This window comes from Micromonospora sp. WMMD882, assembly GCF_027497255.1.
Lineage (GTDB): Bacteria > Actinomycetota > Actinomycetes > Mycobacteriales > Micromonosporaceae > Micromonospora.
The window spans coordinates 454,747-478,053 of sequence record NZ_CP114903.1 but is presented as its reverse complement, the minus strand read 5'-3'; the positions used below and the strand labels follow the sequence as shown (position 1 = coordinate 478,053).

Annotated in this window: 15 protein-coding genes; 6 read left to right on the top strand and 9 right to left on the bottom strand. The window is 71.9% G+C overall.

The features are described 5' to 3' along the window. Positions 1-47: 47 nt before the first annotated feature. Complete coding sequence (gene asnB, locus O7606_RS02025; RefSeq protein ID WP_281597261.1) at positions 48-2,009, bottom strand: asparagine synthase (glutamine-hydrolyzing); 1,962 nt, start codon at positions 2,007-2,009, stop codon at positions 48-50. A 114-nt stretch (positions 2,010-2,123) separates the two neighbouring features. Here asnB and O7606_RS02020 point away from each other — a divergent pair, with 114 nt between their 5' ends. Next, entirely contained in the window at positions 2,124-3,605 is a 1,482-nt protein-coding gene (locus tag O7606_RS02020; protein ID WP_281597260.1) for an aminopeptidase P family protein, read from the top strand. Between the two features lie 478 nt (positions 3,606-4,083). Next, on the top strand, positions 4,084-5,616 hold the full coding sequence (locus tag O7606_RS02015) for a hypothetical protein (RefSeq protein ID WP_281597259.1): 1,533 nt from the start codon (positions 4,084-4,086) through the stop codon (positions 5,614-5,616). A gap of 160 nt (positions 5,617-5,776) precedes the next feature. Here O7606_RS02015 and pulA read toward each other — a convergent pair whose 3' ends face one another. The 6 genes from pulA to O7606_RS01990 form a co-directional block, all read right to left on the bottom strand. Continuing rightward, on the bottom strand, positions 5,777-11,386 hold the full coding sequence (gene pulA, locus O7606_RS02010; protein WP_281597258.1) for a pullulanase-type alpha-1,6-glucosidase: 5,610 nt from the start codon (positions 11,384-11,386) through the stop codon (positions 5,777-5,779). A gap of 746 nt (positions 11,387-12,132) precedes the next feature. Then, positions 12,133-13,134, bottom strand: a complete 1,002-nt coding sequence (locus O7606_RS02005) for an IS3 family transposase (RefSeq protein ID WP_348651112.1) — start codon at positions 13,132-13,134, stop codon at positions 12,133-12,135. Positions 13,135-13,139: 5 nt separating this feature from the next. Further along, positions 13,140-13,574, bottom strand: a complete 435-nt coding sequence (locus O7606_RS27580) for a transposase (RefSeq protein WP_348651111.1) — start codon at positions 13,572-13,574, stop codon at positions 13,140-13,142. A 273-nt stretch (positions 13,575-13,847) separates the two neighbouring features. Then, positions 13,848-14,606, bottom strand: coding sequence for an ABC transporter ATP-binding protein (locus O7606_RS02000; protein ID WP_281597257.1), 759 nt, complete (start codon positions 14,604-14,606; stop codon positions 13,848-13,850). Continuing rightward, on the bottom strand, positions 14,552-14,800 hold the full coding sequence (locus O7606_RS01995) for an ATP-binding cassette domain-containing protein (protein ID WP_281597256.1): 249 nt from the start codon (positions 14,798-14,800) through the stop codon (positions 14,552-14,554). The genes O7606_RS02000 and O7606_RS01995 overlap by 55 nt, the downstream gene beginning before the upstream one ends. Positions 14,801-14,977: 177 nt before the next feature. Beyond that, complete coding sequence (locus O7606_RS01990; protein WP_281597255.1) at positions 14,978-15,673, bottom strand: cellulose binding domain-containing protein; 696 nt, start codon at positions 15,671-15,673, stop codon at positions 14,978-14,980. Between the two features lie 283 nt (positions 15,674-15,956). Here O7606_RS01990 and O7606_RS01985 point away from each other — a divergent pair, with 283 nt between their 5' ends. Further along, positions 15,957-16,415, top strand: coding sequence for a DUF5980 family protein (locus O7606_RS01985; protein WP_281597254.1), 459 nt, complete (start codon positions 15,957-15,959; stop codon positions 16,413-16,415). Between the two features lie 56 nt (positions 16,416-16,471). On the opposite strand, the gene O7606_RS01980 is transcribed toward O7606_RS01985, so the two are convergent. After that, complete coding sequence (locus tag O7606_RS01980) at positions 16,472-17,206, bottom strand: hypothetical protein (protein WP_281597253.1); 735 nt, start codon at positions 17,204-17,206, stop codon at positions 16,472-16,474. Positions 17,207-17,225: 19 nt separating this feature from the next. Here O7606_RS01980 and O7606_RS01975 point away from each other — a divergent pair, with 19 nt between their 5' ends. Next, entirely contained in the window at positions 17,226-17,411 is a 186-nt protein-coding gene (locus tag O7606_RS01975; protein WP_281597252.1) for a hypothetical protein, read from the top strand. Between the two features lie 39 nt (positions 17,412-17,450). On the opposite strand, the gene O7606_RS01970 is transcribed toward O7606_RS01975, so the two are convergent. Further along, on the bottom strand, positions 17,451-19,142 hold the full coding sequence (locus O7606_RS01970) for a right-handed parallel beta-helix repeat-containing protein (protein WP_281597251.1): 1,692 nt from the start codon (positions 19,140-19,142) through the stop codon (positions 17,451-17,453). Between the two features lie 360 nt (positions 19,143-19,502). Between O7606_RS01970 and O7606_RS01965 the strand changes: the two genes are divergently transcribed. Together O7606_RS01965 and O7606_RS01960 are read left to right on the top strand one after the other, a co-directional pair. After that, positions 19,503-20,147: a C39 family peptidase gene (locus O7606_RS01965; RefSeq protein ID WP_281597250.1), complete on the top strand. Its 645-nt coding sequence runs from the start codon at positions 19,503-19,505 to the stop codon at positions 20,145-20,147. 274 nt (positions 20,148-20,421) lie between these two features. Further along, a complete protein-coding gene (locus tag O7606_RS01960) occupies positions 20,422-23,280 on the top strand; it encodes an aconitate hydratase (protein ID WP_281599457.1) in 2,859 nt (952 codons plus the stop codon). The last annotated feature ends 27 nt before the right edge of the window (positions 23,281-23,307 follow it).

The window sequence follows — 23,307 nt, the reverse complement described above, 5'->3', positions numbered from 1 at the left end:
GGGGCCGTCGCGTCGGCGGCGTCCGCCGGTGGCCCGTCCGGGGCCGGTCAGCGGACCATGGAGCCGACCACCGGCTTGGTGAGCAGGGCGGACTGGTTGCGCTGGATGCCCGGGTCGAGGGTCTTGGCGACGAAGATGGCGTGCCAGATGCAGAAGATCAGCACCGTCCACACCTTGCGGGAGTGGTCGGCCTCCTCCCGCTTGTGCTCCTCCAGCAGCCGCATCGCGTACGACAGGTCGAGCAGGTCGCCGGCGCCCGAGGTGGACAGCACCCAGCGGGCCCACTCGTACATCTCGCCGCGCAGCCAGACCCGGGTGGGGGTGGGGAAGCCGAGCTTGCGCCGGTTCACGATGGCCGGTGGGACCACGCCCTGCAACGCCTGGCGCATGGCGTACTTGGTGGCGTCGGAACGGGGCGGCAGCTTCAGGTCGACCGGGATGCCGGCGGCCACCTCGAACACCTCGCGGTCCAGGAACGGCACCCGCACCTCCAGCGAGTGCGCCATGGAGATCCGGTCGGCCTTGACCAGGATGTCCCCACGCAGCCAGGTGTAGAGGTCGACGTACTGCATCTTGGTGACGTCGTCCAGCTCGGCGCACTCGGCGTAGATCGGGGCGGTGACGTCGGTGTAGCGCACCGAGGGGTCGTACCGGCGCAGCAGGTGCTGCTTCTCCTCCTCGGTGAACATCCGGGCGTTGCCGTAGTAGCGCTGCTCGATCGGGGTGGTGCCGCGCTCCAGGAAGCTCTTGCCCTTGACCCCCTGCGGGATCGCCTTCGACACCGCCCGCAGCCCCTTCTGCACCCCGCCGGGCAGGCCGTTGACGCCGCTCAGCGAGAGCGGCTCACGGTAGATCGTGTACCCGCCGAAGAACTCGTCGGCGCCTTCGCCGGAGAGCACCACGGTGACGTGCTCGGCGGCCTTCTTGGCGACGAAGTAGAGCGGCACCAGCGCCGGGTCGGCCACCGGGTCGTCCAGGTGCCAGACGATCTTCGGTAGCGCCTCGATCATGTCCTGCGGACCGATCTTGGTCGGGATGGTGGTCACGCCGAGGTGCCGGGCGGACTCCTGGGCCACGTCGATCTCGGAGTAGCCGGGCACGTCGTAGCCGACGGTGAAGGTGAGGATGTTCGGGTTGAACTCGCGGGCCAGCGCCACCACGGCGGTGGAGTCGATGCCGCTGGACAGGAACGAGCCCACCGGCACGTCCGAGCGCATGTGCATCCGGACGCTCTCCCGCAGCGTCTCCCGGATCTGGTCGTAGAGGCGCTGCTCGTCGGTGACCGGGGTGGGCCGGAACACCGGCCGGTACCACCGGCGTACGTCGATCCGGCCACCGGGCGTCCAGGTGAGGTACTCACCCGAGCCGATCCGGCTGATCCCCTGGTGCAGGGTGCCGGGCTCGGGGACGTACTGCAGGGTCAGGTAGTGCGAGAGGTTGGCCGTGTCCACCCCGGCGTCCCCGGCGTACGCGGACTGCGCGAACGGCAGCAGGGCCTTCTTCTCGGAGGCGAGGTAGAGACCGTCCATGGTCTCCAGGTAGTGCAGCGGCTTGATGCCGAAGTGGTCGCGCGCGCCGAAGGCGCGGCGTTCCTGGCGGTCCCAGATGACGAAGGCGAACATGCCGCGCAGCCGGGTGAGCACCTGCTCACCCCAGTAGTGGTAGCCGGCGACGATCACCTCGCCGTCACCGGCGGTGGCGAACTGGGCCCCGAACGTGCGGGCCAGCTCCTCGCGCAGCTCGATGTAGTTGTAGATCTCGCCGTTGAAGGTGAGCAGGTACCGACCGCCGGCGTAGGGCAGCGGCTCGTGGCTGGACGCCACGTCGATGATGGCCAGCCGCTTGTGGGCGAACACCCCGTCCGCGTACCGGCCGGTGGCGTCGCCGACCAACTCGACGCCGGTCTCGTCCGGGCCGCGGTGGTGCAGGCATTCCAACGCTCCGGCGATGGCGTCGCGGTGCGCGCCGGCGTCGCCGCGCGCGCTGAAGAAAGCCAGGAGTCCGCACATGCAGGCCATCTTTCCACGCGCCCGGACCGCCCGTCGCGGCACCACGGGCTCTCCTGCGGGGGGCTGCGCGCGGTACCGTCTGGAACCAGTGACGCCACCGGAGGGAGCGGGAGCATGGCCGAGGAGCGCACCGACACGAAGCCGGTGGACGGCACGGAATCACACGACCCGGACTTTCCCGAGGCGTACCTGGCCTTCATGCGGCAGGGCTGGCGGGACACCGAGCTGCCGGTCGCCCCCCGCCCGGAGGCGCCCGACCACGCCAAACGGCGGGCGGCGCTCTCGGCGGCCTTCCCCGGCGAGACGCTGGTGATCCCCACCGGCGGGGAGAAGGTCCGGGCCAACGACACCGAGTACCGGTTCCGGCCCGGCAGCGACTTCGTCTACCTGACCGGCGACCACGAGCCGGACAGCGTGCTCGTGCTGCGGCCGAACGGCTCCGGGCACGACGCCACCCTCTTCATGCGCCCCCGCTCGTCCCGGCAGACCGACGAGTTCTTCCGCAGCCGGCACGGCGAGCTGTGGGTGGGGCGGCGTCCGTCGCTGGGCGAGAAGTCCACCGAGCTGGGGCTGCCCACCGCCGACCTGACCGGGCTGGAGCAGGCGCTGGCCGAGCTGTCGCCGGCGCGTACCCGGGTGTTGCGGGGTTTCGACCCGCTGGTGGACGCGGCGGTGCGGCCCTACGACGGGGCCCGCGCCGAGGGGCAGCCGGCCCGCGACCGGGAGCTGGCCATCGCGATCTCGGAGCAGAAGCTGGTCAAGGACGAGTGGGAGATCGCCCAGCTCCAGGACGCGATCGACGCCACCGTCCGGGGCTTCGAGGACGTGGCCCGGGTGCTGCCGGCCGACCGGGCCGTCTCCGAGCGGCTGCTGGAGGGGGTCTTCGCGTTGCGCGCCCGGCACGACGGCAACGACGTCGGGTACGGCTCGATCGTCGGGGCCGGGGAGCACGCCACGATCCTGCACTGGGTGCGCAACCACGGGGTCACCCGCCCGGGCGAGCTGCTGTTGATGGACATGGGCGTGGAGAACCGGCACCTCTACACCGCCGACGTGACCCGGGTGCTGCCGGTGGACGGCCGGTTCACCTCCCTGCAACGCCAGGTGTACGACGTCGTGTACGCCTCGCAGCAGGCCGGCATCGACGCCGTCAAGCCGGGGGTGAAGTTCAAGGACGTGCACCTGACCTGCATGCGGGTGCTCGCCGAGGGGCTGGCCGACCTGGGTCTGCTGCCGGTGGGCGTGGACGAGGCGATGGACGAGAAGTCGACGATCTACCGGCGGTGGACGCTGCACGGCTTCGGCCACATGCTCGGCATCGACGTGCACGACTGCGCCAACGCCCGCAAGGAGACGTACCGGGACGGCGCTCTCGGCGAGGGGTACGTGCTGACCGTCGAGCCGGGCCTGTACTTCCAGCCGGAGGACGAGTTGGTCCCCGAGGAGCTGCGCGGCATCGGCATCCGGATCGAGGACGACGTCCTGGTCACCCCGACCGGCGCGGTGAACCTGTCGGCGGGGCTGCCCCGCCGGGCCGACGAGGTGGAGACCTGGTTGGCCGCGCAGCGTGCGGCGGGGCTGCGCCTGCCCGGCTGACCGACGGTCCCGACGGACCCCGTCCTCCCCGGTTCCGGGGGCGGCGGGGTCCTTCGCGTCTGGTTTCTCCGGAACCAGGTCATGAGTTCCGTTCGGGCGGGTACGGTTGCTTCGTAAGTTTTATTCCGGTTCATGGCTTTCGACCTGTTCGTCGGCCGTCCGGGACAGCCCACGCTCTCCCCGTCCCGTACGGCGAGCGTCGGGACCGCGCCGCCGGCGTCGCGTCGTCCGGCTGATCCACATATGGCGGTGGCCCCGTTCCCGTCCCGGGAGCGGGGCCACTGGTATGCGACGGATCGGGAAGAGCGTGCCCGCTACGTAACGGATGTACCGAATGTGGGCGGATTTCGGATAAGCGCCCATGGCGAGGAAGGTTCTCATACGGTGTGGTTCAGCAGCTACAACCGATTTGTAGCGAAGGACGCCTCGCCATGGCGGAGCGACCTTGTCTGGTACGAGGAGAGGGCAGAGAGCTCCGATGTCCAACTACCTTCGAAAGAACGACGAAGCCGCCCCGGGGGCGGCGCCACCGCGCAACCGCCATCGACTGTGGTTGGCCACCGGCGCCGCGGGCCTGGCCAGCGTGGTCGGCCTGGGAGCCATCGGGGTGGTCGCGGCCACCGGGGCGCCCCGGCTCACCGGCCTGAGCTGGGCCGGCGCCCAGTCGGTCCTCACCGGCGACGGCACCGCCCCCGGCGGCAAGCACCCGGAGGCCGGAGGCCAGGAAGGCACACCCGGCGACAGTCGGAAAGGCCGACCCGGCGAGAAAGGCGAGCACGGCGAGCACGGCCAGCACGGGCGGGGGCCGGGCCAACCGGTCGAGCCGACCATCCCGGTGCCGTGCAACCGGGACGCGCTGTTCTCGGCGGTGACCGAAGCCAACTACCGGCAGTACGCCACCACCCTGCACCTGGCCGAAGGGTGCACGTACGACCTGCGTGCGGCCACCAACGGCGACGCGTTGCCGCCGGTGACCGTACGGCTCACCATCATCGGCAAGCACTCGACCATCGAGCGCGCGTACGGCACGCCGAACACCACCCAGTTCCGGCTCTTCCACGTCGCCAACGGCGGTCAGTTGACCCTCAAGGGCGTGACCCTGCGCAACGGGCTGGTCTCCGGGCCGGGTGGGGCGGTGCTGGTCGACGCCGGTGGCGAGGCCGCCATCGAGCACAGCACCCTGACCGCCAACGCCGCGGTGGGGCTGACCGGCACCGGCGGGGCGATCCAGAACAACGGGATCACCACCCTGAGGCACACCCGGTTGACCCTGAACAACGCGGCCATCAGCGGCGGCGCGGTCAACAACACCGGCGCGCTGCTGGTGGAGAAGTCCCAGTTCGAGGCGAACAAGTCGGCCGCCCCGGTCGTCCTGCTGGTCACGCCGGGCGGCGGCGCCGTCCGCAGCACCGGCACCGCGGTGATCAGGGAGAGCAGGTTCCTCGGCAACGAGAGCGGCGGCAACGGCGGTGGCCTCCAGGTCGCCGGCGGCGTCGCCGACGTCGAGAAGAGCGAGTTCGCCCTGAACACGGCCGCCTTCTCCGGTGGCGCCATCGCCGTCGAAGGCGGCGCGCTGGTCCGGGCCCGCAAGATCAAGCTGGTGGAGAACACCGCGGTGGCGGCGACGCTGCTCGGCTTCACCCGCGGCGGCGGCGGCATCTACAACGCCGCCAACGGCACGGTGAACCTGGCCGGCGGCAAACTGGTCGGCAACAGCGCCGGGGTCGGCAACGGCGGGGGCATCCTCAACCTCGGCGCGCTGTCGGTCCACGACAGCCACCTCGCCGAGAACCAGGCCACCCTCACCGGCGGCGGCCTGTACAACGGGACCGCCGGGGTGGCGAGCCTGGTCCGTACCACCATCACCCTGAACCAGGCGCTGGTGAACGGCGGCGGCATCTTCAACGCCAACGGGACGGCGAACTCGGTGACCCTGGACGTCCGGTCCCGGGTCGTCGAGAACAACCCGGACAACTGCGCCGGCACAGCCATCACGAACTGCCAGGGCTGACGGACAGGTGACGGCCGACGCCGGCGACGGCAGCGGTCACGGTAGGACCCTGCGGCCCCGCCCAGTGATCCAGGTGATCACCTGAGCGGGGCCGGAGGTCGTACCGGTCGAGACGTGGGCCCGGCCCCGCTGCTGCCAGCGGGTCCGGGCCCACCCCTCGTCAGCGCTGGACGAACACCGCCACGCTGCGGGCCGGCACGGTGAAGGCGCCGCTGGCGGCGTCGAACGACGCCGACCGCAGCCGCGCGTCGGCCGAGTCGCGCAGCACCGGGTGCAGCGTCACGTCCGCCCCACGCAGGCCGGCGACCTGCTGCTTCGCCGACTTCGGCGTGGTGTTGAAGACCACCGTCACCGACCGCCACCGCTCGTCCAGCCCGCGGCCGTCCAGCGTCATGGTCAGCACCCCGGGGGTCTCCCCCGGGCCGGACAGCGGGAACGCGACCCGCTTCTGCACCTCGGCGGCGGTGTCCAGCCCGAACACCGGCGAGGACGCCCGGACCCGCAGCAGCTCGGCGTACCGGGCGTCGGTGAGCCGCACCGCCGCGCAGTCCGGCACCAGCGACGGATCAGCCAGCAGCGGCTTCGCGTACGGCCACTTGTCCTGGTTGTCCGCCGCCGGCGGCAGGCCCAGGCCGAAGCCGTTGCCCTGCGCGCAGTCCCAGCGGATCTGGTTGAACCAGTCCCCCGAGTTGTACGAGTTGCGGTCCAGCGACTTGGAGCGCAGCCGTTCGGTGCCGGTGGTGACGAAGCCCGTGCCCTGGCCGAGCACCACGGTGGACAGGGCGAGCACCTGCATCCGGGCCCGCTCCGCCATCGGGGTGTCCGGCGGCAGCTTGTACGCCAACGCGTCGTACAGGATCTCGTTGTCGTGCGCGTCCACGTAGGTGACCGCCTCCCCCGGCGCGGCGGTGTAGCCGGTGGGCGAGCCGTTGTAGTCGACCTGCGCGCCGGTCACCTGCCTGCCGGCGGTGTCGGTGAACCGGTAGCCGGCGAGGTTGCCGACCAACCCGACCTTGACCTGGTCGTGGGCGTGCAGCAGCCGGGCGCGCTGCTGCTCGGCGCTGCCGTTGACCGGGTCGCCGTTGGGGTCGGTGAACAGCCCGGAGGCGAAGCCCTGCGCCCGCGGGTTGGAATCGAACGGGCCGCCGCCGCGCGCCGCGTCGCGCAGCCGGTCGTTGAAGGTGCCGATCCCGGTGCCGGCCATGTTGGCCTGGGTGGCCTGGACGAACCGGGCGTCGTTGGCGACCTCGCCGAAGTTCCAGCCCTCCCCGTAGAGCAGGATCGACTTCCCGTCCACCCCGTCCCGGGCGACGGTCAGCCTGTCCAGGGCGGCGCGGACGGCGAGGATGTTCGCCTTCGGGTGGTGGCCCATCAGGTCGAACCGGAACCCGTCCACCTTGTACGCCTTCGCCCAGGTGACCAGGGAGTCCACCACGAGCTTGCCCATCATGGCGTGCTCGGGGGCGGTGTTGGCGCAGCAGGTGGAGTTGGCGACCGTGCCGTCGTCGAGCAGCCGGTGGTAGTAGCCGGGCACCACCTGGTCCAGCACCGACTTCGGGTCGGCCCCGGCGGCCGAGGTGTGGTTGTAGACCACGTCCATGACCACCCGCAGGCCGGCGGCGTTGACCCCGGCGACCATCCGCCGGAACTCGGTGGTCCGGGCCGCGCCGCTCGGGTCGACGGCGTACCCGCCCTCGGGCACGGTGTAGTGCAGCGGGTCGTACCCCCAGTTGTAGCCGTCGGTGTCGGCGACCGCCGCCACGCACTTCTGCTGCTGGTCCGAATCCGGCGGCAGCTTCGCCAGGTCACAGTCCGGCTGCTTCTGCTCGCCCCGCCGCTCGGGGATGGTGGCGAAGTCGAAGACGGGCAGCAGATGCAGGTGGGTGACCCCGGCGTCGCCGAGTTTCCGCAGGTGGGTCATGCCGGCGGTGGCCGGGTCGGTGAACGCGAGGAAGGTCCCCCGCCGGTCGGCCGGCACGGTGCTGTCGGCGACGGAGAAGTCCCGCACCGACAGCTCGGTGATCTGCGTCTTCGACGACGGCGCCGCCGCCGGCTTGCGCAGCCGGTCCCAGCCGGCCGGGGCGAGCGCCGGATCGGCCAGGTCGACGAGCTGACTGTGCGTCGAGTTCGGCGCGAGGGCCACCGAGTACGGGTCGGTCACCGACGCGGTGACCATCTTCTGGGTGGCCGGCTGCCATGCCTGGACCCGGTAGCGGTAGTACTTCCCGGTCCAGTCGCGGTCCCCGCGCGCCGACCAGACGCCGGTCCGGTCGTCGCGGCGCATGGCCACCACCCTCGGCGTCGCGGTCGGCGAGTCGAACAGCTCCAGCTCGACGCCGCGGGCGGTGGGCGCCCACACCGCCAGCGACGGACGCTTCCCGGCGAACGTCGGGCCGAGCGTCGCCCTGGTGGCGGCGGCGTAGACGTCGTCGAGCACGCCGGGAAGCTGCACGCCGGTGGCGCGCAGCAGGGTCCCCTCGTGGTCCCGCTCGGTGACCAGGAGCTGCCCGCGCAGCGCCGCCGGCACCTTCGCCAGGTCCCGGTCGGCCAGCCCGAACGCCTGGTACGCCCACAGGTGCGGCAACCGCGCCCGCTGGGCCTCGGTGAGCCCGTTGCGCCGCGCGGTCAACGGCAGACTGGCGTACGTGCCGGACAGCTCCCCGTCGACCACGCCCACCCCGCCGGTCGGGGCGGTGACCAGCGCGTACGACTTCCCGTCGGTCGGCCCGACGGCCCAGGCCACGGTGGACCTGTCGATCCAGTGCGCCTGCTGTTTCGTCACGTCCACGTCCCGGGCCGCCCCGGAGGTGGTGGTCGGCAACAGCCGGCCCGGGGTCGCGGCGAGCAGCCACACCTCACGGCCGGTGCTGGCGAGGTCGAGCCGCTGGTCGGTCGGCAGGTCCTTCTCGTCGCCGGAGTGGATGATGTAGCTGAGCCCGGTGGCCCCGGCCGCCAGCGGCACCCGCCACACCGCGCCGAAGCTGTCGACGCTGGTCGGCGGCATCGGCGTCGCCCAGTCGGTGGGGTTCGCCGCGCCGTCCCAGAGGTGCAGGCCCCAGCCGTCGTGGTCGCCGTCCGGACGACGGTGGTGGATGACCGCGTACCCGTCCTCGACCGGCGGCGGCGGCGCGCCGACCGCGTCGGCGTAGCTGGCGTGTACCGTCGGGTCGCCCTGCTTGAGCCAGATCTCACCGGTACGGGTCACGTCGATGACGCGGTCCTGGCCGACGTCCTTGTTGCCGTCTTTGTCGACCACCAGGAAACCTACCGACTTCGCGCCCGGCTTGAGCTTCACCCAGGCGAACCGGCCGTAGGCGTCCGTTCCGGCGAACGGCTGCCCGGCGGGCCACTCGGTGACGTACGCCGGGTCGACGTCGCCCCAGACGTAGAGCCCCCAGTCGGCGTAGTCACCGTCGGGGCGCTGGTAGTGCACGACCGCCCAGTCCCGCGACGCCCCCTGGTCGGGGGTGGCGACGGTGGCGGTGGACCGGGCGTCGGCGGTCCGGCCCCGACCGTCGCGGACCACCGCCTTGTACTCGATACGCGTGCCGGCGGCCAGCCCGGTCAGGTCGTGGTGCACCGTGTAGGGGGCCTTGTCGGCGGCGCCGAGCAGCGTCCACTTCCCGCCGTCGACCCGGGCGGCCACCGCGACGGTGGCCAGCGGGTCACCGGTGACCCGGGCGGTGACCGCGGCCCGGGTGGCCACGGCCGCGCCCGACTCCGGGCCGGTGATCGCGATGGTCGGGGCGGCGGTCGGCCGCGGGATCGGCGCGCCGGCCCGGTACGCCACCGCCGACATCGGCGGCACGGTCACCGTGAGCCTGCCGTCGCCGGCGGTCGTGGCACGGCCGGCGTCGCCGGTGGCGGTCCGGTCGGCGTCGCCGGCCCCGGTGGCGCGGGCGGCGTCGCCCGTGGCGGTGGCGCGGGCGGCGTCGCCGTACACGCCGGTGAAAGTGTTGTTCGCTGACCAGGTGTCCACAGTGACAGTCTGCGCGGTCGCCGCGTTGTTCACCGCGACGACGTACTCCCGGCGCTCCTTCGGGTCGACGCGGGAGAAGGCGAAGACGCCGGGGCCGTCGGCGGCGTACCGGGTGACCTGCACGCCGTTACGCAACGCCGGATGGGCCCTGCGCAGCGCGCCCAACTCGGCGATCGTGCGGTAGAGCGGATGGTTGGTGTCGTACTGGTCGACGGCGTGGGTACGGTCGGTGCCGATCAGGTCGTCGTCGAGGTAGTCGGCGGTCTTCGAGGCGAACATGTCCTGCCGGGCGTCCTTGTCGCCGCCCGGGCCGGTGAAGCCCTGCTCGTCGCCGGAGTACACCACCGGCTGCCCCCTGGTCAGGAACATGAGCTGGTGGGCGAGCTGGTCGCGGCGCAGGTGGCTGGCCGGGTCACCGGCGCCGGCCGCGATGAACGAGCCGATCCGGCCCATGTCGTGGTTACCGAGGAAGGTGGTCGTCCGGTTGGCGTCGGTGTCCCGCGCGGCGTAGAGGTCGTCACGGGCGTACACGTCGGCGAGAGCCTTCGCGGAGCCGTCCGCGGCGGTGTACCCGCGGGCGGCCTCCTGGAAGGCGAAGTCCAGCGTGGCCGGCAGCCCGCCCCGGCGCACGTACGTGGAGGTGACCTCCGGGTCGGCGCTGTAGACCTCGCCGAACATGAAGAAGTCCTTCTTGCCGGCCCTCTCGGCGGCACGTTCGACGCCCTGCGCGAACTGCGGCCAGAAGTCCAGGTTGACGTGCTTGACGGTGTCCAGCCGGAACCCGTCCACGCCGGTGCTGGCGATCCAGTCGCCGTACACCTTGGTGATGCCCCGGACCACCTCGGGCCGCTCGGTCCACAGGTCGTCGAGGCCGAAGAAGTCGCCGTACTCGCTGTTCTCCCCGGCGAACGTGGAGTCCCCCCGGTTGTGGTACATGGTCACGTCGTTCAGCCAGGCCGGGACCTTCACCGTCCGGTCCGCCGCGCTGGCGAAGGTCGGCGTGTACGGCCCGGCGTCGGCGGTCACCTTCGGGAAGTCCCGGCTGCCGTCGGCGTAGTTGCGGTCCTCGAACGCGCGTCCCCGCGCGTCGGTGTACGGGCTGGTCGTCTTGTCGACGTAGGCGTACCGGTCCTCGGCGTATTTGATCACGTCGGCGGTGTGGTTGACGATGACGTCGAGGTAGACCTTGATGCCCCGTCGGTGGGCGAGCCTGACCAGCCGCTTCAGCTCCTCGTTGGTGCCGAAGTGCGGGTCGACCTGGGTGAAGTCGGTGATCCAGTAGCCGTGGTAGCCGGCTGACACGTCGTCGCCGGCGCCCTGCACGGGCCGGTTCTTGAAGATCGGTGCGAGCCAGATCGCGGTGGTGCCCAGCCCTTCGACGTAGTCGAGCCTGTCGATCAGGCCCTTGAGGTCACCACCGTGGTAGAAGCCCTTGTCGGCGGGGTCGAGGCCGGTGGTCAGCCGATCGCCGGTGAGGCCACCCCGGTCGTTGCGCGGGTCGCCGTTGGCGAACCGGTCGGGCAGGACGAAGTAGAACTGCTCGGCGCGGGCGTCGTTCGCGGCGGCCCGTAGCAGCACCTCGGCGGAGGGCTCGGCGCGCCACTGTGGCGCCCCGGCGGCGGCGAGCGGGTCGCGCCGGTCGGTGGCGTCCGCGCCGAGCTGCTGGACGGCGACCGGAGCGCCGGCGAGCGCCAGAGCGAGCAGGGACACCAGGCCGAAGAGGGCCTTGCGGGAACGTCGTGGGGAGGACGTCGGTCGTCGTGGGGAGGTGAGCGGTGGCGGGGGTGTCATCGACGGCCTTTCCGTGGTCGTGATTCGCCCGCACGCTAGCCCTTGCCGAAACGAACTGCAATACCTTGCAAACAAAGTCGAATTCTTACGGCAACCTTGCAGAGCGCGACGTCAGGCTCGCGCACCCTGACCGTCCGACCCACGCCCCGCGCCGCCGCCCCCTCCCTCCTAGCCCCTCCCGTCCCCCACTTCCCCGCCCCACCTCGTCCTTCACTTCCCCGCCCCTCGCGGTCCCTCACTTCCCCGCCCCACCTCGCAGCGCCTCCCCTGCCCCATCTCGTCGCACCTCCCCACCCCACCTCAAGGGTCTTCCCCACCCATCTCGTCGTCTTCCCCACCCACCTCGCAGCGCACCCCCGCCCCGGTTCGTGCGGGGGTGGCGGGCGCGCCCCCGGCTCTGCTCCGCGCCCGCCCCCGATCCCGCCCCGCTGTCGCCCCACTACCGCCCCTGCTACCACCCCCACTACCACTCCCGCTTCCGCCGTTCACTTCCGCCGTTGCCGCTGCCGCCCCCCACTACCGCTCCCGCCACTGCCACTGCCACTGCCACTGCCACTGCCACTGCCACGACTGCAGATCTTGGACAGTTGTCGTCCAAATAGAACTGAAACTGTCCAAGATCTGCACTGGGGAGGACGGACGCGGTGGGGTCGGGCGCACAGGCGGGGCAGCTCCGAAGGAACTCAGGGGGTGGGGTGGCTTCGGCGCCGGGCACGCCGGGGAGCGGCAGACCGGTAGTTGTCAAGTCAAATTGAGACGGTTTGGTCCTGTTGGGTGGGCTGGTTGATCCAGGCACGGTCGGGTAGTTGCGGTGGGCGTGGCCGGTGGTTGAACCGGTCTGGGTGGGTGGCGTGGGCCGCGTCGAGGGTGTTCTGGCGGTGCTCGCGGATCTGCTCGGCGGTGCCGTAGTGCACCGACGCCGGGGTGTGCCAGCCGATCCCGGAATGCCGGTGCTCGTGGTTATAGGCGGTAAAAAAGCCGTCGCAGAAGGCTCTCGCGTCAGCGAGGGATCCGAACCGGGCCGGGAAATCCGGCACGTACTTCATAGTCTTGAACTGGGCCTCGGAGTACGGGTTGTCGTTCGAGGTCCGGGGTCGGGAGTGCGAGCGGAGGACACCGAGGTCGACGAGCATCTCCGACACCGGTTTCGACACCATGGCGCCGCCGCGGTCGGCGTGGATGGTGTGCGGCTCGATCCCGTTACGGTCGATCGCGTCGGCCAGGAAGTCACGGGCGACGACCGCGTCCTCGGCGGCCGCGACGAGCCACCCGGTGACGTACCGGGAGTAGATGTCGATCATGACGTAACACCGGTACCAGACGCCTTTGACGGGTCCTTTCAACGCGGTGATGTCCCAGGACCACACCTGACCCGGCCCGGTCGCGACCAGCTCCGGCCGCACCCGGGGCGGATGGGTCGCCAGCCGGCGTCGTTCCCGGCTCTGCCCGGCCGCGCGGGCGATGCGGTACATCGTGGACATCGAGCAGTGGTAGCGGCCCGCGTCGAGTTCCCTGGCCCAGACCTGCGGGATCGCCAGGTCGGCATAAGCAGGCGAGTTCAACACCGCCAGGACCCGCTCCCGCTCGGCGGTGCTGAGCGCCTGCGGCGGCGGGGTCCGCGGCAGCCACGGCCCGTGCCGCGGCCCGACCACCGGCTTCGCCCGCCGGTAGTAGGTCGCCCGCGATGTCCCGGTCAACGCGCACGCCCGCTGCACGGAGATGTCCGCGTCGCGTAACTGCCCGAACACGGCGGTCAGGATCTCCTCGGCGGGTTGTCGTTGTCCGCGCTCTCGGAGAGTTCCTCCAAGAGCGCGTGCGCTTTTCCCATGATGTCCAACGCAATGCGGGTCTTCTTCAGATCCGCCTGCAGCTTCTCGTTCTGCCGGCGCAGCTTCTCCAGCTCGATCTGTTCTGCGGACTTCTTCACCCGCGACCCGGCCGACGCAGCGCCGGAATCCGGAGTCCCTGCCTGGCCGAGGTGCCCGGCATCCCGAGCCCGTGTCCACTCGATGATGTGCGACGAGTACAAGCCTTCCCGGCGCAGGATCGCACCCTTCTCTCCGTTCGCGGCGTTCTCGTACTCGGCGACCATCGCGAGCTTGTACTCCGGGCTGAAGACCCGCCGCGACGGCTTCGGCGCCGGGTCCCCGCCGCCGGACGCCGGCTGCTTGCCAGATGAAGTGGACACGTACACAAGGATCTCCGATCCCCGCCCTCAGCAGGTCAGCACCCCACTCACACGGGGTGTCTCACGCCATCCTGACCGAGAGGGGACAGGCCCGGCAGTGCTTAGCACACCAGGCACCGTTTGGCACAGCAGGCAGCGCCCGGCACACCAGGCAGCGCCCGGCACAGCAGACAGCGCCGCTGAAGCACCCCACCCGACCCGCCTGTCCCCGCCCGACCCGCCAACCCACGGGCCGTTTGCGGTCTGCGAACCAGGCGGCGCGTACCGATGCGATCACTTGTCGCCCTCCCCGGGGCTCGTCGGGTCCGGGTCGCCGACGCGTTCGGCCCCGGTCAGCTCCAGGAAGGCGTCTTCCAGGGAGTGCCGCACCGGCCGCAGCTCCCGTACGTCGACACCGGCCTCGACCAGTCGCCGGTTGAGCTCGGCGGCCAGGGCGGGGTCGACGGAGACCCGCAGCGAGCCATCGACGACGTCGACCCGTCGTACCGCCTGGTGGTCGGTCAGGCTGGCGACCGCCTTGTCCTGCGGGTCGGCCACGACGATCAGCAGCCCGCTGCGGAGGCGGGCCCGCAGCGCGTCCGGGGTGCCGTCGGCCACCAGCCGACCACGGTCGATGACCGCGATCCGGTCGCAGACCTGTTCGACCTCGCCGAGCACGTGGCTGGAGAGCAGGACGGTGTGTCCACGTCGGCCGAGCGAACGCAGCAGCTCACGCATCTCGGACACGCCGGCCGGGTCCAGGCCGTTGGTCGGCTCGTCGAGGATGAGCAGGCGTGGCTGCTTCAGCAGCGCGGCGGCCACCCCGAGCCGCTGTTTCATGCCCAGCGAGTACTCCCGGAAGCGGGACCGGGCCCGTCCGCTGAGGTCCACCTCGGCCAGCACCCGCTCGGCGGCGCTCTCGGGCGCCCCCGCGTACCGGGCGGCCAGCCGCAGGTTGTCCAGGCCGGAGAGGTGCGGATAGAAGGTCGGTGACTCGATCAGCGCTCCGACCTGGGCCAGTTGCTCCGGGGCGCCGGGCGGTCGGCCCAGCACCGGATTCGACCGCTGGTCGGCCGGACCAGCCCGACCAGCATCCGCATGGTGGTGGTCTTGCCCGCGCCGTTGGGGCCGAGAAAGCCGAGGACCTCCCCCTCGGGCACCTGGAGATCCAGGTCGGCGACCGCGGTGACGCCGCCGGGGTACCGCTTGGTCACCCCGTCCAGCTCAATGGCGAAGTATTCACCCATGGTGTTCCACCGATGGCACCGGACGCGTTGGACCGCATCGTCCGCCGACATTTCTCTGGCTGCGCCACCGTCGCGCCCGCGCCGCGGCGACCGGCGTCGAACCGGCGTCGACCACCGGGGCGTGAGGCCCCCGGAGGGTCCGCCTGGGAGGGTCGGCGAGCCGCGCTCGACGGCGTCTCAGAGTCCGGCGCAGCCGGATCCGTTGACCGTGCACCGCTGCGGCCGGCTGGTCCGCCCGGTGCCGTCGAAGTGGAACCGCAGCACCGCCGAGCCGCCGGGCGGGAGATCGGCCCCGCTGGCGAAGGTGTGGCGACCGGCCGAACCGGTGACGGCGGGCTGCGCCGCGCTCTCCACCCAGGCGGCCACCAGCCGGCCGCCGGGCACCTCCACCCGTACCGTCCACCGTTGCGTGGTCGGTGACCGGTTGGTCACCCGCACCTCGCCGATGAACGCGTCGGAGTAGGCGTCCACCAGCCGGTAGTCGCCGGTCACCTGGCCGGTGGTGGGCGCGCTGCCGGCCAGCGTGCCCGGCGTCTGCTCGGCAGGCCGCGGGCGGGAGCTCGTCGCGGCCGGGGCCGGGGTCGTGCTCCGGGCGGCGGTGGGCGCGGCCGGCGCCGACGGCGGGCGGGACGGGCCCGGCGTCCGGGGCGGGCCCGGCGCGGCCGTCCCCTTCCGGACGGAGACCGACGGCTCCGGCGTCGCCGGCAGCGGGGCGGCCGGTGGCGGCGGTCCCGGGTCGGCGAGCGGACGGACGCCGGAGATCGCCCCGAGGGTGACCGCCGTCAGCACCACCATCACCAGGACGCCGACCGCCACCACGAGCCACGACCAGGCGGCGGCGCCTTCGCCCCGAGCACGACGACTGCCGGCCATGACCCTCCCTCGTCCGCCCCGCCAGAGCCTAGCCACCCGGCTGCCGGCCGGAAAGTCACCGGCGGGCCCGCACGGGGGCGGGTTTCCGGGGCGGACCCGACCGCCGTCGTCGGGCGGTCCGGCCGCGCCGCCCGGGGCCGGTCGACCGCCTGCCGGTTTCCGGGTCGCCGCATCCCGCCGCGCGTGTCGGAAGCGACCCGACGGGCTGTCATATTGACAGACGAAGTTCGAATGATGGTGGCGTCGCCCCAGGCCCACCCGTCGAAGGTGTGAGGAGGCTTCGATGTCACGATCACTCTTCGCCGCCGCGCGGCTGGCGCTCGGGCTGGCCACCGCGGTGACACTGGCGCTCGTCGGCAGCCAGCCCGCCGCCGCGTCCGGGGCCACCACGTCGGGGGCCACCGCTGCCGGGGCGAGCTGGCAGTTGGTGGACCTCGGGCAGCGGGTCTGCATCCCGGCCGACCAGTCCTGGTTCACGTACTTCCTGGTCGCCGTCGAAGGGCAGTGGTCGGCGCCGCTGGAGATCGGGGCGCGGAACCTGCCCGCCGGCACCACCACGAGCCTGCCGCACGCGCCGGTCCCGCCCGGTACCGGCGACGGGCACACGGTCGTCAACATGGTCGCGATGACCCTGCCGCCGCTGCCGTTCGGGGTGTACCAGCCGGAGCTGACCGCGTCGGACGGCGCGCACACCCAGAGCGTCCCGGTCACGATCCGGGTCCAGGAACGCCGGGGCTGCTGACCCGGAACGGTCGGCCTGCCGGTCGGTCGCCCGCCGGCCGGAGGTCGGGGCAGACCTCACCGCGGTGGGATCCGCACCTCGATCTCCGCGCCGAGGGTGGCGTCGCCGGTCAGGCCCAGGTCGTCGCCGCTCCAGAACCGCCCCGGGTCGTACCAGTTCGGCCGGCGACCGGCGGGCAGCAACCCCATCGCCTCGTACGTCACCGCCACCACCTCCGCGCAGTACGCCGTCTCCAACGTCCGGTCGGCGGCCCGACCGTCCGGGTCGGCCCCGGCGACGACCGGCCCGCCCGCGCCGGGCTGCCCGGCCGGGCCGACGGCACGGCGACGGCCGGGGAACAGCGGACGCGGCAACGACGGTCGGGGAACCGTCGGCGTCCGGCCGCGCAACCAGCGCCAGGCGAGCTGGGCGGTGGACGGGAACGGGGTGCCGTCGAGCCGGGCTACGGTCCGCAGCACCGCGTCCTCCATCCCGGCATCGGCGGGCGGTTCGAGTTGACGCAGCCAGGCGCGCTGGCCGTAGCGGTTCGCCCAGACGCAGACCGCGTCGCGCAGGTCGTGCAACTGCACCCCGCGCTGGTGGGCGCCCGACCACAGGTCGGGCAGCGAGCGGCCCAGCTCCGCGTGCCACATCAGCGGCGGCAGGTCCTCCAGCACCACCGCCATGCCGACGTGGTTGACCGGGCTGTTGGTGGTGAACTGGATGGCCCGGTCCGGGACGCTGCGCCCCCGGAACACCCACAGGTCACCGGTGCGGGTCAGCTCGACCGCCTCGTCCAGGCTGATGCTCATGGCGCACTACCCTAGGCGGATGCGGCAACGGATGCAGTGGTGGAAGCTCCTCGGGTTGGCCGGCGTGGTCGGGGTCGCGGCGACCGGCGTGGTGGTGGCCCGCGCCGAGCGGCGACGTCGGGCGTACACGCCGGAGGAGATCCGGGCCCGCTTGCGCGACCGGCACGCCGAGGCGGCCGGCACGCCCGCCGACCCGGTCGACTGAGGCCACCTGGCCGCCGCCCGGCCCCAGCCACCACCCTGCCTAGCCGGCGCCCGGCGGCCCGTGGGTCCGGCGTCGGTCGGGGTCGGTGTGCCCGGGCGGCCAGTGCCCGCCGGACGGCGGCGTGTCGATCCGCAGTCCGGCGACCGTGTTGCCGGTGAGGTCGTTGCCCTCGACCCGGCAGGACACGCACTCGCCCCGGTCGGTGACCCACAGCCCGTGGGTCTGGGTGTGTCCGTCCCGGTCCCGGATCCGGTTCCCGGACACGGTGGCCGCGTCGACCGCCGCGTTCAGGGTGATCCCGGCGCGCACCGCGGGCGCCGCCGGCAGCTCGTAGGCCGCGCCGGGCGGCGGGACGTCCTCGTTCCAGGCGGTGGTGCTGTCCGGGCGCAGCGGGGCCAGGCTCAGCTCGCTGTCGGTGTTGCCGGTGACCACCGCGAAGTGGGCGCCGACCCGTAGGACCTTGCCGCGGTGGCCGTCGGACGGCCAGCGCGCGGCCAGGTCCGTCACGCTGCGCCGGCCGTACCGCACCGATTCGCCGCCGCCGGTGGTGGCGGGGGCACACCGCCGGCCGTTGTTGCGGATCCGGTTGCCGGTGATCGACAGGTCGACCATGGGCCGGTCGACGCGGATCGCGTCGAGGCCGTTGTCCCAGAAGTCGTTGCCGTCGATCGCGATGTCGTGGGCCGGTCCCGGATACCCGCGGCCGAGGTCGTGCTGGTGGTACCCGTACGCGCCGTTGCCGCTGATCCGGTTGCCGCGCACCGTGTAGGGCCCCGGCGTGTTGCCGACGCTGACCCCGTCGCGCACGTTGCGGTCGATCACGCAGTCGCTGAGGATGCCGCCCCGGCCGGCGACCCCGGCGGTGCCGTTGGCGGAGATGTCGAATCCCGCCTCCAGGTTGTCGACGAGGGTGCAGGCGGACACCACCAGCCCGTCGGCGCCCCAGTCGGAGATGCCGAACCGGTTGGCCTGGCTGTGGCAGCCGACGATGCGGTAACCGCGTGGCGGGGTCCAGTTGTCCTTCTGCAGTTCCAGGAAGATGCCGTTGGTGCCGTTGGCGAGGGTGACGCAGTTCGTGATGGTGCACCGTTCGATCGCGCCCCAGCCGCCGATCCCGATGCCGATGCCGGCTCCGCCCATCTGCACGCCGTTGTCCAGCCGGCCGCAGCCGACCGCCACCACCCCGTCGACCACGGTGTCCTGGAGGAAGTCGCAACCCAGCCCGGTGGCCCCGGTGTGGTGGATGTAGAGGTTGCGGAACACCCCGCGCACGACGTACTGGAGACCGAGGCCCTTGGCGAGGTAGCTGTAGTCGGTCAGGGCCACCCCGGAGCCGTCGATCTCGAAGTCGACGAAGGCGCAGTCGGCGATGTGCCGTTCCCGGCTCGCGCCGTGCTGCACGGTGGTCCAGAAGGCCAGCGGGGTCGGGTCGGCCCGGTTCCCGGCGTTGCTCAGCACGAACCGGGTGGCCGCCGGGCCGGCCCCGACCAGGGACACTCCGCTGCGCCACACGGTGCCGGCGTCCCGGATCGAGTAGGTGCCCGGCGGGCAGTGGATGACGCGGGGCCTGCCGTCGGCGGCGTACGCCTCGCCGAGCCGGTCCACCAGGTCGGCGAGCGCCGGCTGGTCGTTGGCGATCCCGTCGCCGCGGAGCCCGTGCTCCCGGGCGTCGCACCACAGCGGCGCGGCGGAGAGCGGGACGACGACTGACGACAATGCCTGGTACGACACGGACGCTCCCCTCGTCGGGCGGTGACCCCGGCGCGGGGCGTCTTCCCGGTGTCCGCGGCCGGAAACCCCGGGCCGAATGTCTGGTTTCATCCATTCCGCGACGGGTGTCCGGTCAGCGGCGCCCGGCGCGGCGGAATGGCCGCCCACCCGACGGCGTTGTACATGGGCCACGGCGCGAGCACCAACGCGCCTCACCCCGACCCCGCGCCCCCGGAATGCCTCCCCGCCCAACAGCCGTTACACCCCGACGCGCCACCGAGCCACCCCCGGCCCGACAACCGCGCACACCCCCACCACAGGCCCCCACCCCCCGGGTCGACCCGCGCCACCCCCAAACCCCCAACGGAAGAGGGAGTCACCATGACCACCATCATCCGTAACACCGCCCTGACCATCGCCGGCGCCGCCATCACCGCCGGCGCCATCGCCGCCCCCACCACCGCCCTCGCCAACCCCACCACCACCAACCCCACCACCATCACCACCGACCGCAAACCCAACAGCGAACGCCACCTCACCATCCGCTACGAAGCCCAACCCAACTTCTACTACTGCGGCCCCTCCGCCGCCCGCAACGCCCTCACCGCCCTCGACAAGAACCCCAGCGTCGACGAAGCCGCCAAGAAGATGGGCACCACCGAAGCCGGCACCAACTCCGCCGCCGACATCACCAACTACCTCAACACCGAAACCAACGGCAAATACCGCACCATCGAAATCCCCACCCCCACCGCCGACACCACCCAGACCCACAAGATGCGCGCCGACATCATCAACGCCATCGACGACGGCCGCGCCATCGTCACCAACATCGCCGGCACCGCCACCGACACCGACGGCGCCACCCACTCCTTCGAAGGCGGCCACTACATCAGCGTCGTCGCCTACCGCGACAACGGCGACACCGTCAAGATCGCCGACTCCGCCAACCCCGACCAGGCCTCCTACTGGATCACCACCGAAGCCCTCGCCGACTGGACCGCCACCCGCGGCTACTCCGCCTGACACCCACACCACCGGTGGGCCGACCCCCGACAACAGGGGGCCGGCCCACCGGCATGCCCACCCACCGGTCACCGGAGTCGTCGGGGCGACGCCCGGGCCGACCGCCAGGGATCATGGCGGGGCGTCGCCTCCCAGGAACTGACACCAGGTTGCGCCGATAGCAAGACGGACGTACGGTTTGCAGGTCAGCGCGAATCGCCGGTAAGTGTCGCCTAAGTCGGGCGACGCCCGGACCGGTGCGACAGACTGCTCAGGACTACTCATGGTCGCTGGTGTGAAGGAGTACGACGTGGCGAGCCTCGACACCTTCGGTGCGAAGACCCAGCTACGCGTCGGAGACGCGAGCTACGAGATTTTCAAGATCAGCAAGGTGGACGGCCACGAACGGCTGCCCTACAGTCTCAAGATCCTGCTGGAGAACCTGCTGCGGACCGAGGACGGCGCGAACATCACCGCCGACCACATCCGTCAGCTCGGCGCGTGGGAGGCCAGCGCCGACCCGAGCGTGGAGATCCAGTTCACCCCGGCGCGGGTGCTGATGCAGGACTTCACCGGCGTGCCCTGCGTGGTCGACCTGGCCACCATGCGGGAGGCGGTCCGCGACCTCGGCGGCGACCCGTCGAAGGTCAACCCCCTCGCCCCGGCCGAGCTGGTCATCGACCACTCGGTCATCGCCGACCTGTTCGGCCGCGAGGACGCCTTCGCCCGCAACGTCGAGCTGGAGTACGAGCGCAACAAGGAGCGCTACCAGTTCCTGCGCTGGGGGCAGACCGCGTTCAACGAGTTCAAGGTGGTCCCGCCGGGCACCGGCATCGTGCACCAGGTCAACATCGAGTACCTGGCCCGCACGATCATGGAGCGCAACGGCCAGGCCTACCCGGACACGGTCGTCGGCACCGACTCGCACACCACGATGGTCAACGGCCTGGGCGTGCTCGGCTGGGGCGTCGGCGGCATCGAGGCCGAGGCGGCGATGCTCGGCCAGCCGGTCAGCATGCTCATCCCCCGGGTGGTCGGCTTCAAGCTCTCCGGCGAGATGCCGGCCGGCACCACCGCCACCGACCTGGTGCTGACCATCACCGAGATGCTGCGCAAGCACGGCGTGGTCGGCAAGTTCGTCGAGTTCTACGGCCCCGGCGTGAGCGCGGTGCCGCTGGCCAACCGGGCCACCATCGGCAACATGTCCCCGGAGTACGGCTCCACCGTGGCGATCTTCCCGATCGACGCGGAGACCGTCCGCTACCTGGAGCTGACCGGCCGCGACGCGTCCCAGGTCGCGCTGGTCGAGGCGTACGCGAAGGAGCAGGGGCTCTGGCACGACCCGGCCGCCGAGCCGGAGTACTCCGAGCGCCTGGAGCTCGACCTGGGCACCATCGAGCCGTCCCTGGCCGGGCCGAAGCGCCCGCAGGACCGGGTGCCGCTGGGCAACGCCAAGACGCTGTTCCGCTCCGCGCTCACCGACTACGTCTCCGCCGACGAGACCGGCGGCGACCCGGGCCGCAAGCCCGGCGTCCCCCAGCAGACCAAGCCGTACGGCGTGCAGGGCCGCGCCGACGAGGCCAGCGCCGAGTCGTTCCCGGCCAGTGACGCGCCGGCCGTCGACGGGGTCAGCGACCCGGCCGACGCCCCCCGCGAGCTGGTCAACAGCGCCGTCGGGTCGGGCGGCCGGGCCAGCGACCCGATCCGGGTCACCGGGGCCGACGGCGTCGAGTTCGAGCTGGACCACGGCGCGGTGGTGATCGCGGCGATCACCTCCTGCACCAACACCTCCAACCCGCAGGTCATGATCGGCGCGGCGCTGCTGGCCCGCAACGCGGTGGAGAAGGGCCTGACCCGCAAGCCGTGGGTGAAGACGACCCTGGCCCCCGGCTCGAAGGTGGTCATGGACTACTACGAGCGCGCCGGTCTGACGCCCTACCTGGAGAAGCTCGGCTTCCACCTGGTCGGATACGGCTGCACCACCTGCATCGGCAACTCCGGCCCGCTGCCGGAGGAGATCTCCGCCGCCGTCAACGAGGCCGACCTCGCCGTCGTCTCGGTGCTGTCGGGCAACCGGAACTTCGAGGGCCGGATCAACCCGGACGTCAAGATGAACTACCTGGCGTCCCCGCCGCTGGTGGTGGCGTACGCCCTGGCCGGCACCATGGACATCGACCTGGCCAACGAGCCGATCGGGGAGGACAGCGAGGGCAACCCGGTCTTCCTGCGGGAGATCTGGCCGAACACCGCCGAGATCCAGGACGTCATCGCCTCGGCGATCGGCGCGACCGGCTTCAGCTCGGCGTACGCGGACGTGTTCGCCGGTGACGAGCGCTGGCAGTCGCTGCCCACCCCGACCGGCGACACCTTCGCCTGGGAGGGGGACTCCACCTACGTCCGCAAGCCCCCGTACTTCGAGGGCATGCAGAAGGACCCGACGCCGGTCGTCGACATCACCGACGCGCGGGTGCTGGCCAAGCTGGGTGACTCGGTGACCACCGACCACATCTCCCCGGCCGGCTCGATCAAGGCGGACTCCCCCGCCGGGCGGTACCTCGCCGAGCACGGCGTGCCGCGCCACGAGTTCAACTCGTACGGCTCGCGTCGGGGCAACCACGAGGTGATGATCCGGGGCACCTTCGCCAACATCCGGCTGCGCAACCAGCTCGTCCCGGGCGTGGAGGGCGGGGTCACCGTCAACCACCTGACCGGCGAGCAGACCTCCATCTACGACGCCTCGGTGGCGTACCAGGAGGCGGACGTCCCGCTGGTGGTGCTGGCCGGCAAGGAGTACGGCTCCGGCTCGTCCCGCGACTGGGCGGCCAAGGGCACCATGCTGCTCGGCGTCCGGGCGGTCATCGCCGAGTCGTACGAGCGGATCCACCGCTCCAACCTGATCGGCATGGGCGTGCTGCCGTTGCAGTTCCCGGGCGGCGAGACCGCCGACAGCCTGGGCCTGACCGGCACGGAGACCTTCTCGATCACCGGGGTCACCGCGCTGAACGACGGCGACACCCCGCGTACGGTCAAGGTCGCCACCGACACCGGCGTGGAGTTCGACGCGGTCGTCCGGATCGACACCCCGGGAGAGGCCGACTACTACCGCCACGGCGGCATCCTGCAGTACGTGCTGCGGCGGATGATCGCCGGCTGACCCCGGCGGCCGTTTCACCCGGAGGTC

Coding starts and splice junctions, on each gene's coding strand:
- O7606_RS01965 (WP_281597250.1), top strand. CDS start 19,503: ATGACCACCATCATCCGTAACACCGCCCTGACCATCGCCGGCGCCGCC.
- O7606_RS01990 (WP_281597255.1), bottom strand. CDS start 15,673: ATGGCCGGCAGTCGTCGTGCTCGGGGCGAAGGCGCCGCCGCCTGGTCG.
- O7606_RS01995 (WP_281597256.1), bottom strand. CDS start 14,800: ATGGGTGAATACTTCGCCATTGAGCTGGACGGGGTGACCAAGCGGTAC.
- O7606_RS01975 (WP_281597252.1), top strand. CDS start 17,226: ATGCGGCAACGGATGCAGTGGTGGAAGCTCCTCGGGTTGGCCGGCGTG.
- O7606_RS01985 (WP_281597254.1), top strand. CDS start 15,957: ATGTCACGATCACTCTTCGCCGCCGCGCGGCTGGCGCTCGGGCTGGCC.
- O7606_RS02020 (WP_281597260.1), top strand. CDS start 2,124: ATGGCCGAGGAGCGCACCGACACGAAGCCGGTGGACGGCACGGAATCA.
- asnB (WP_281597261.1), bottom strand. CDS start 2,009: ATGTGCGGACTCCTGGCTTTCTTCAGCGCGCGCGGCGACGCCGGCGCG.
- O7606_RS02015 (WP_281597259.1), top strand. CDS start 4,084: ATGTCCAACTACCTTCGAAAGAACGACGAAGCCGCCCCGGGGGCGGCG.
- O7606_RS01980 (WP_281597253.1), bottom strand. CDS start 17,206: ATGAGCATCAGCCTGGACGAGGCGGTCGAGCTGACCCGCACCGGTGAC.
- pulA (WP_281597258.1), bottom strand. CDS start 11,386: ATGACACCCCCGCCACCGCTCACCTCCCCACGACGACCGACGTCCTCC.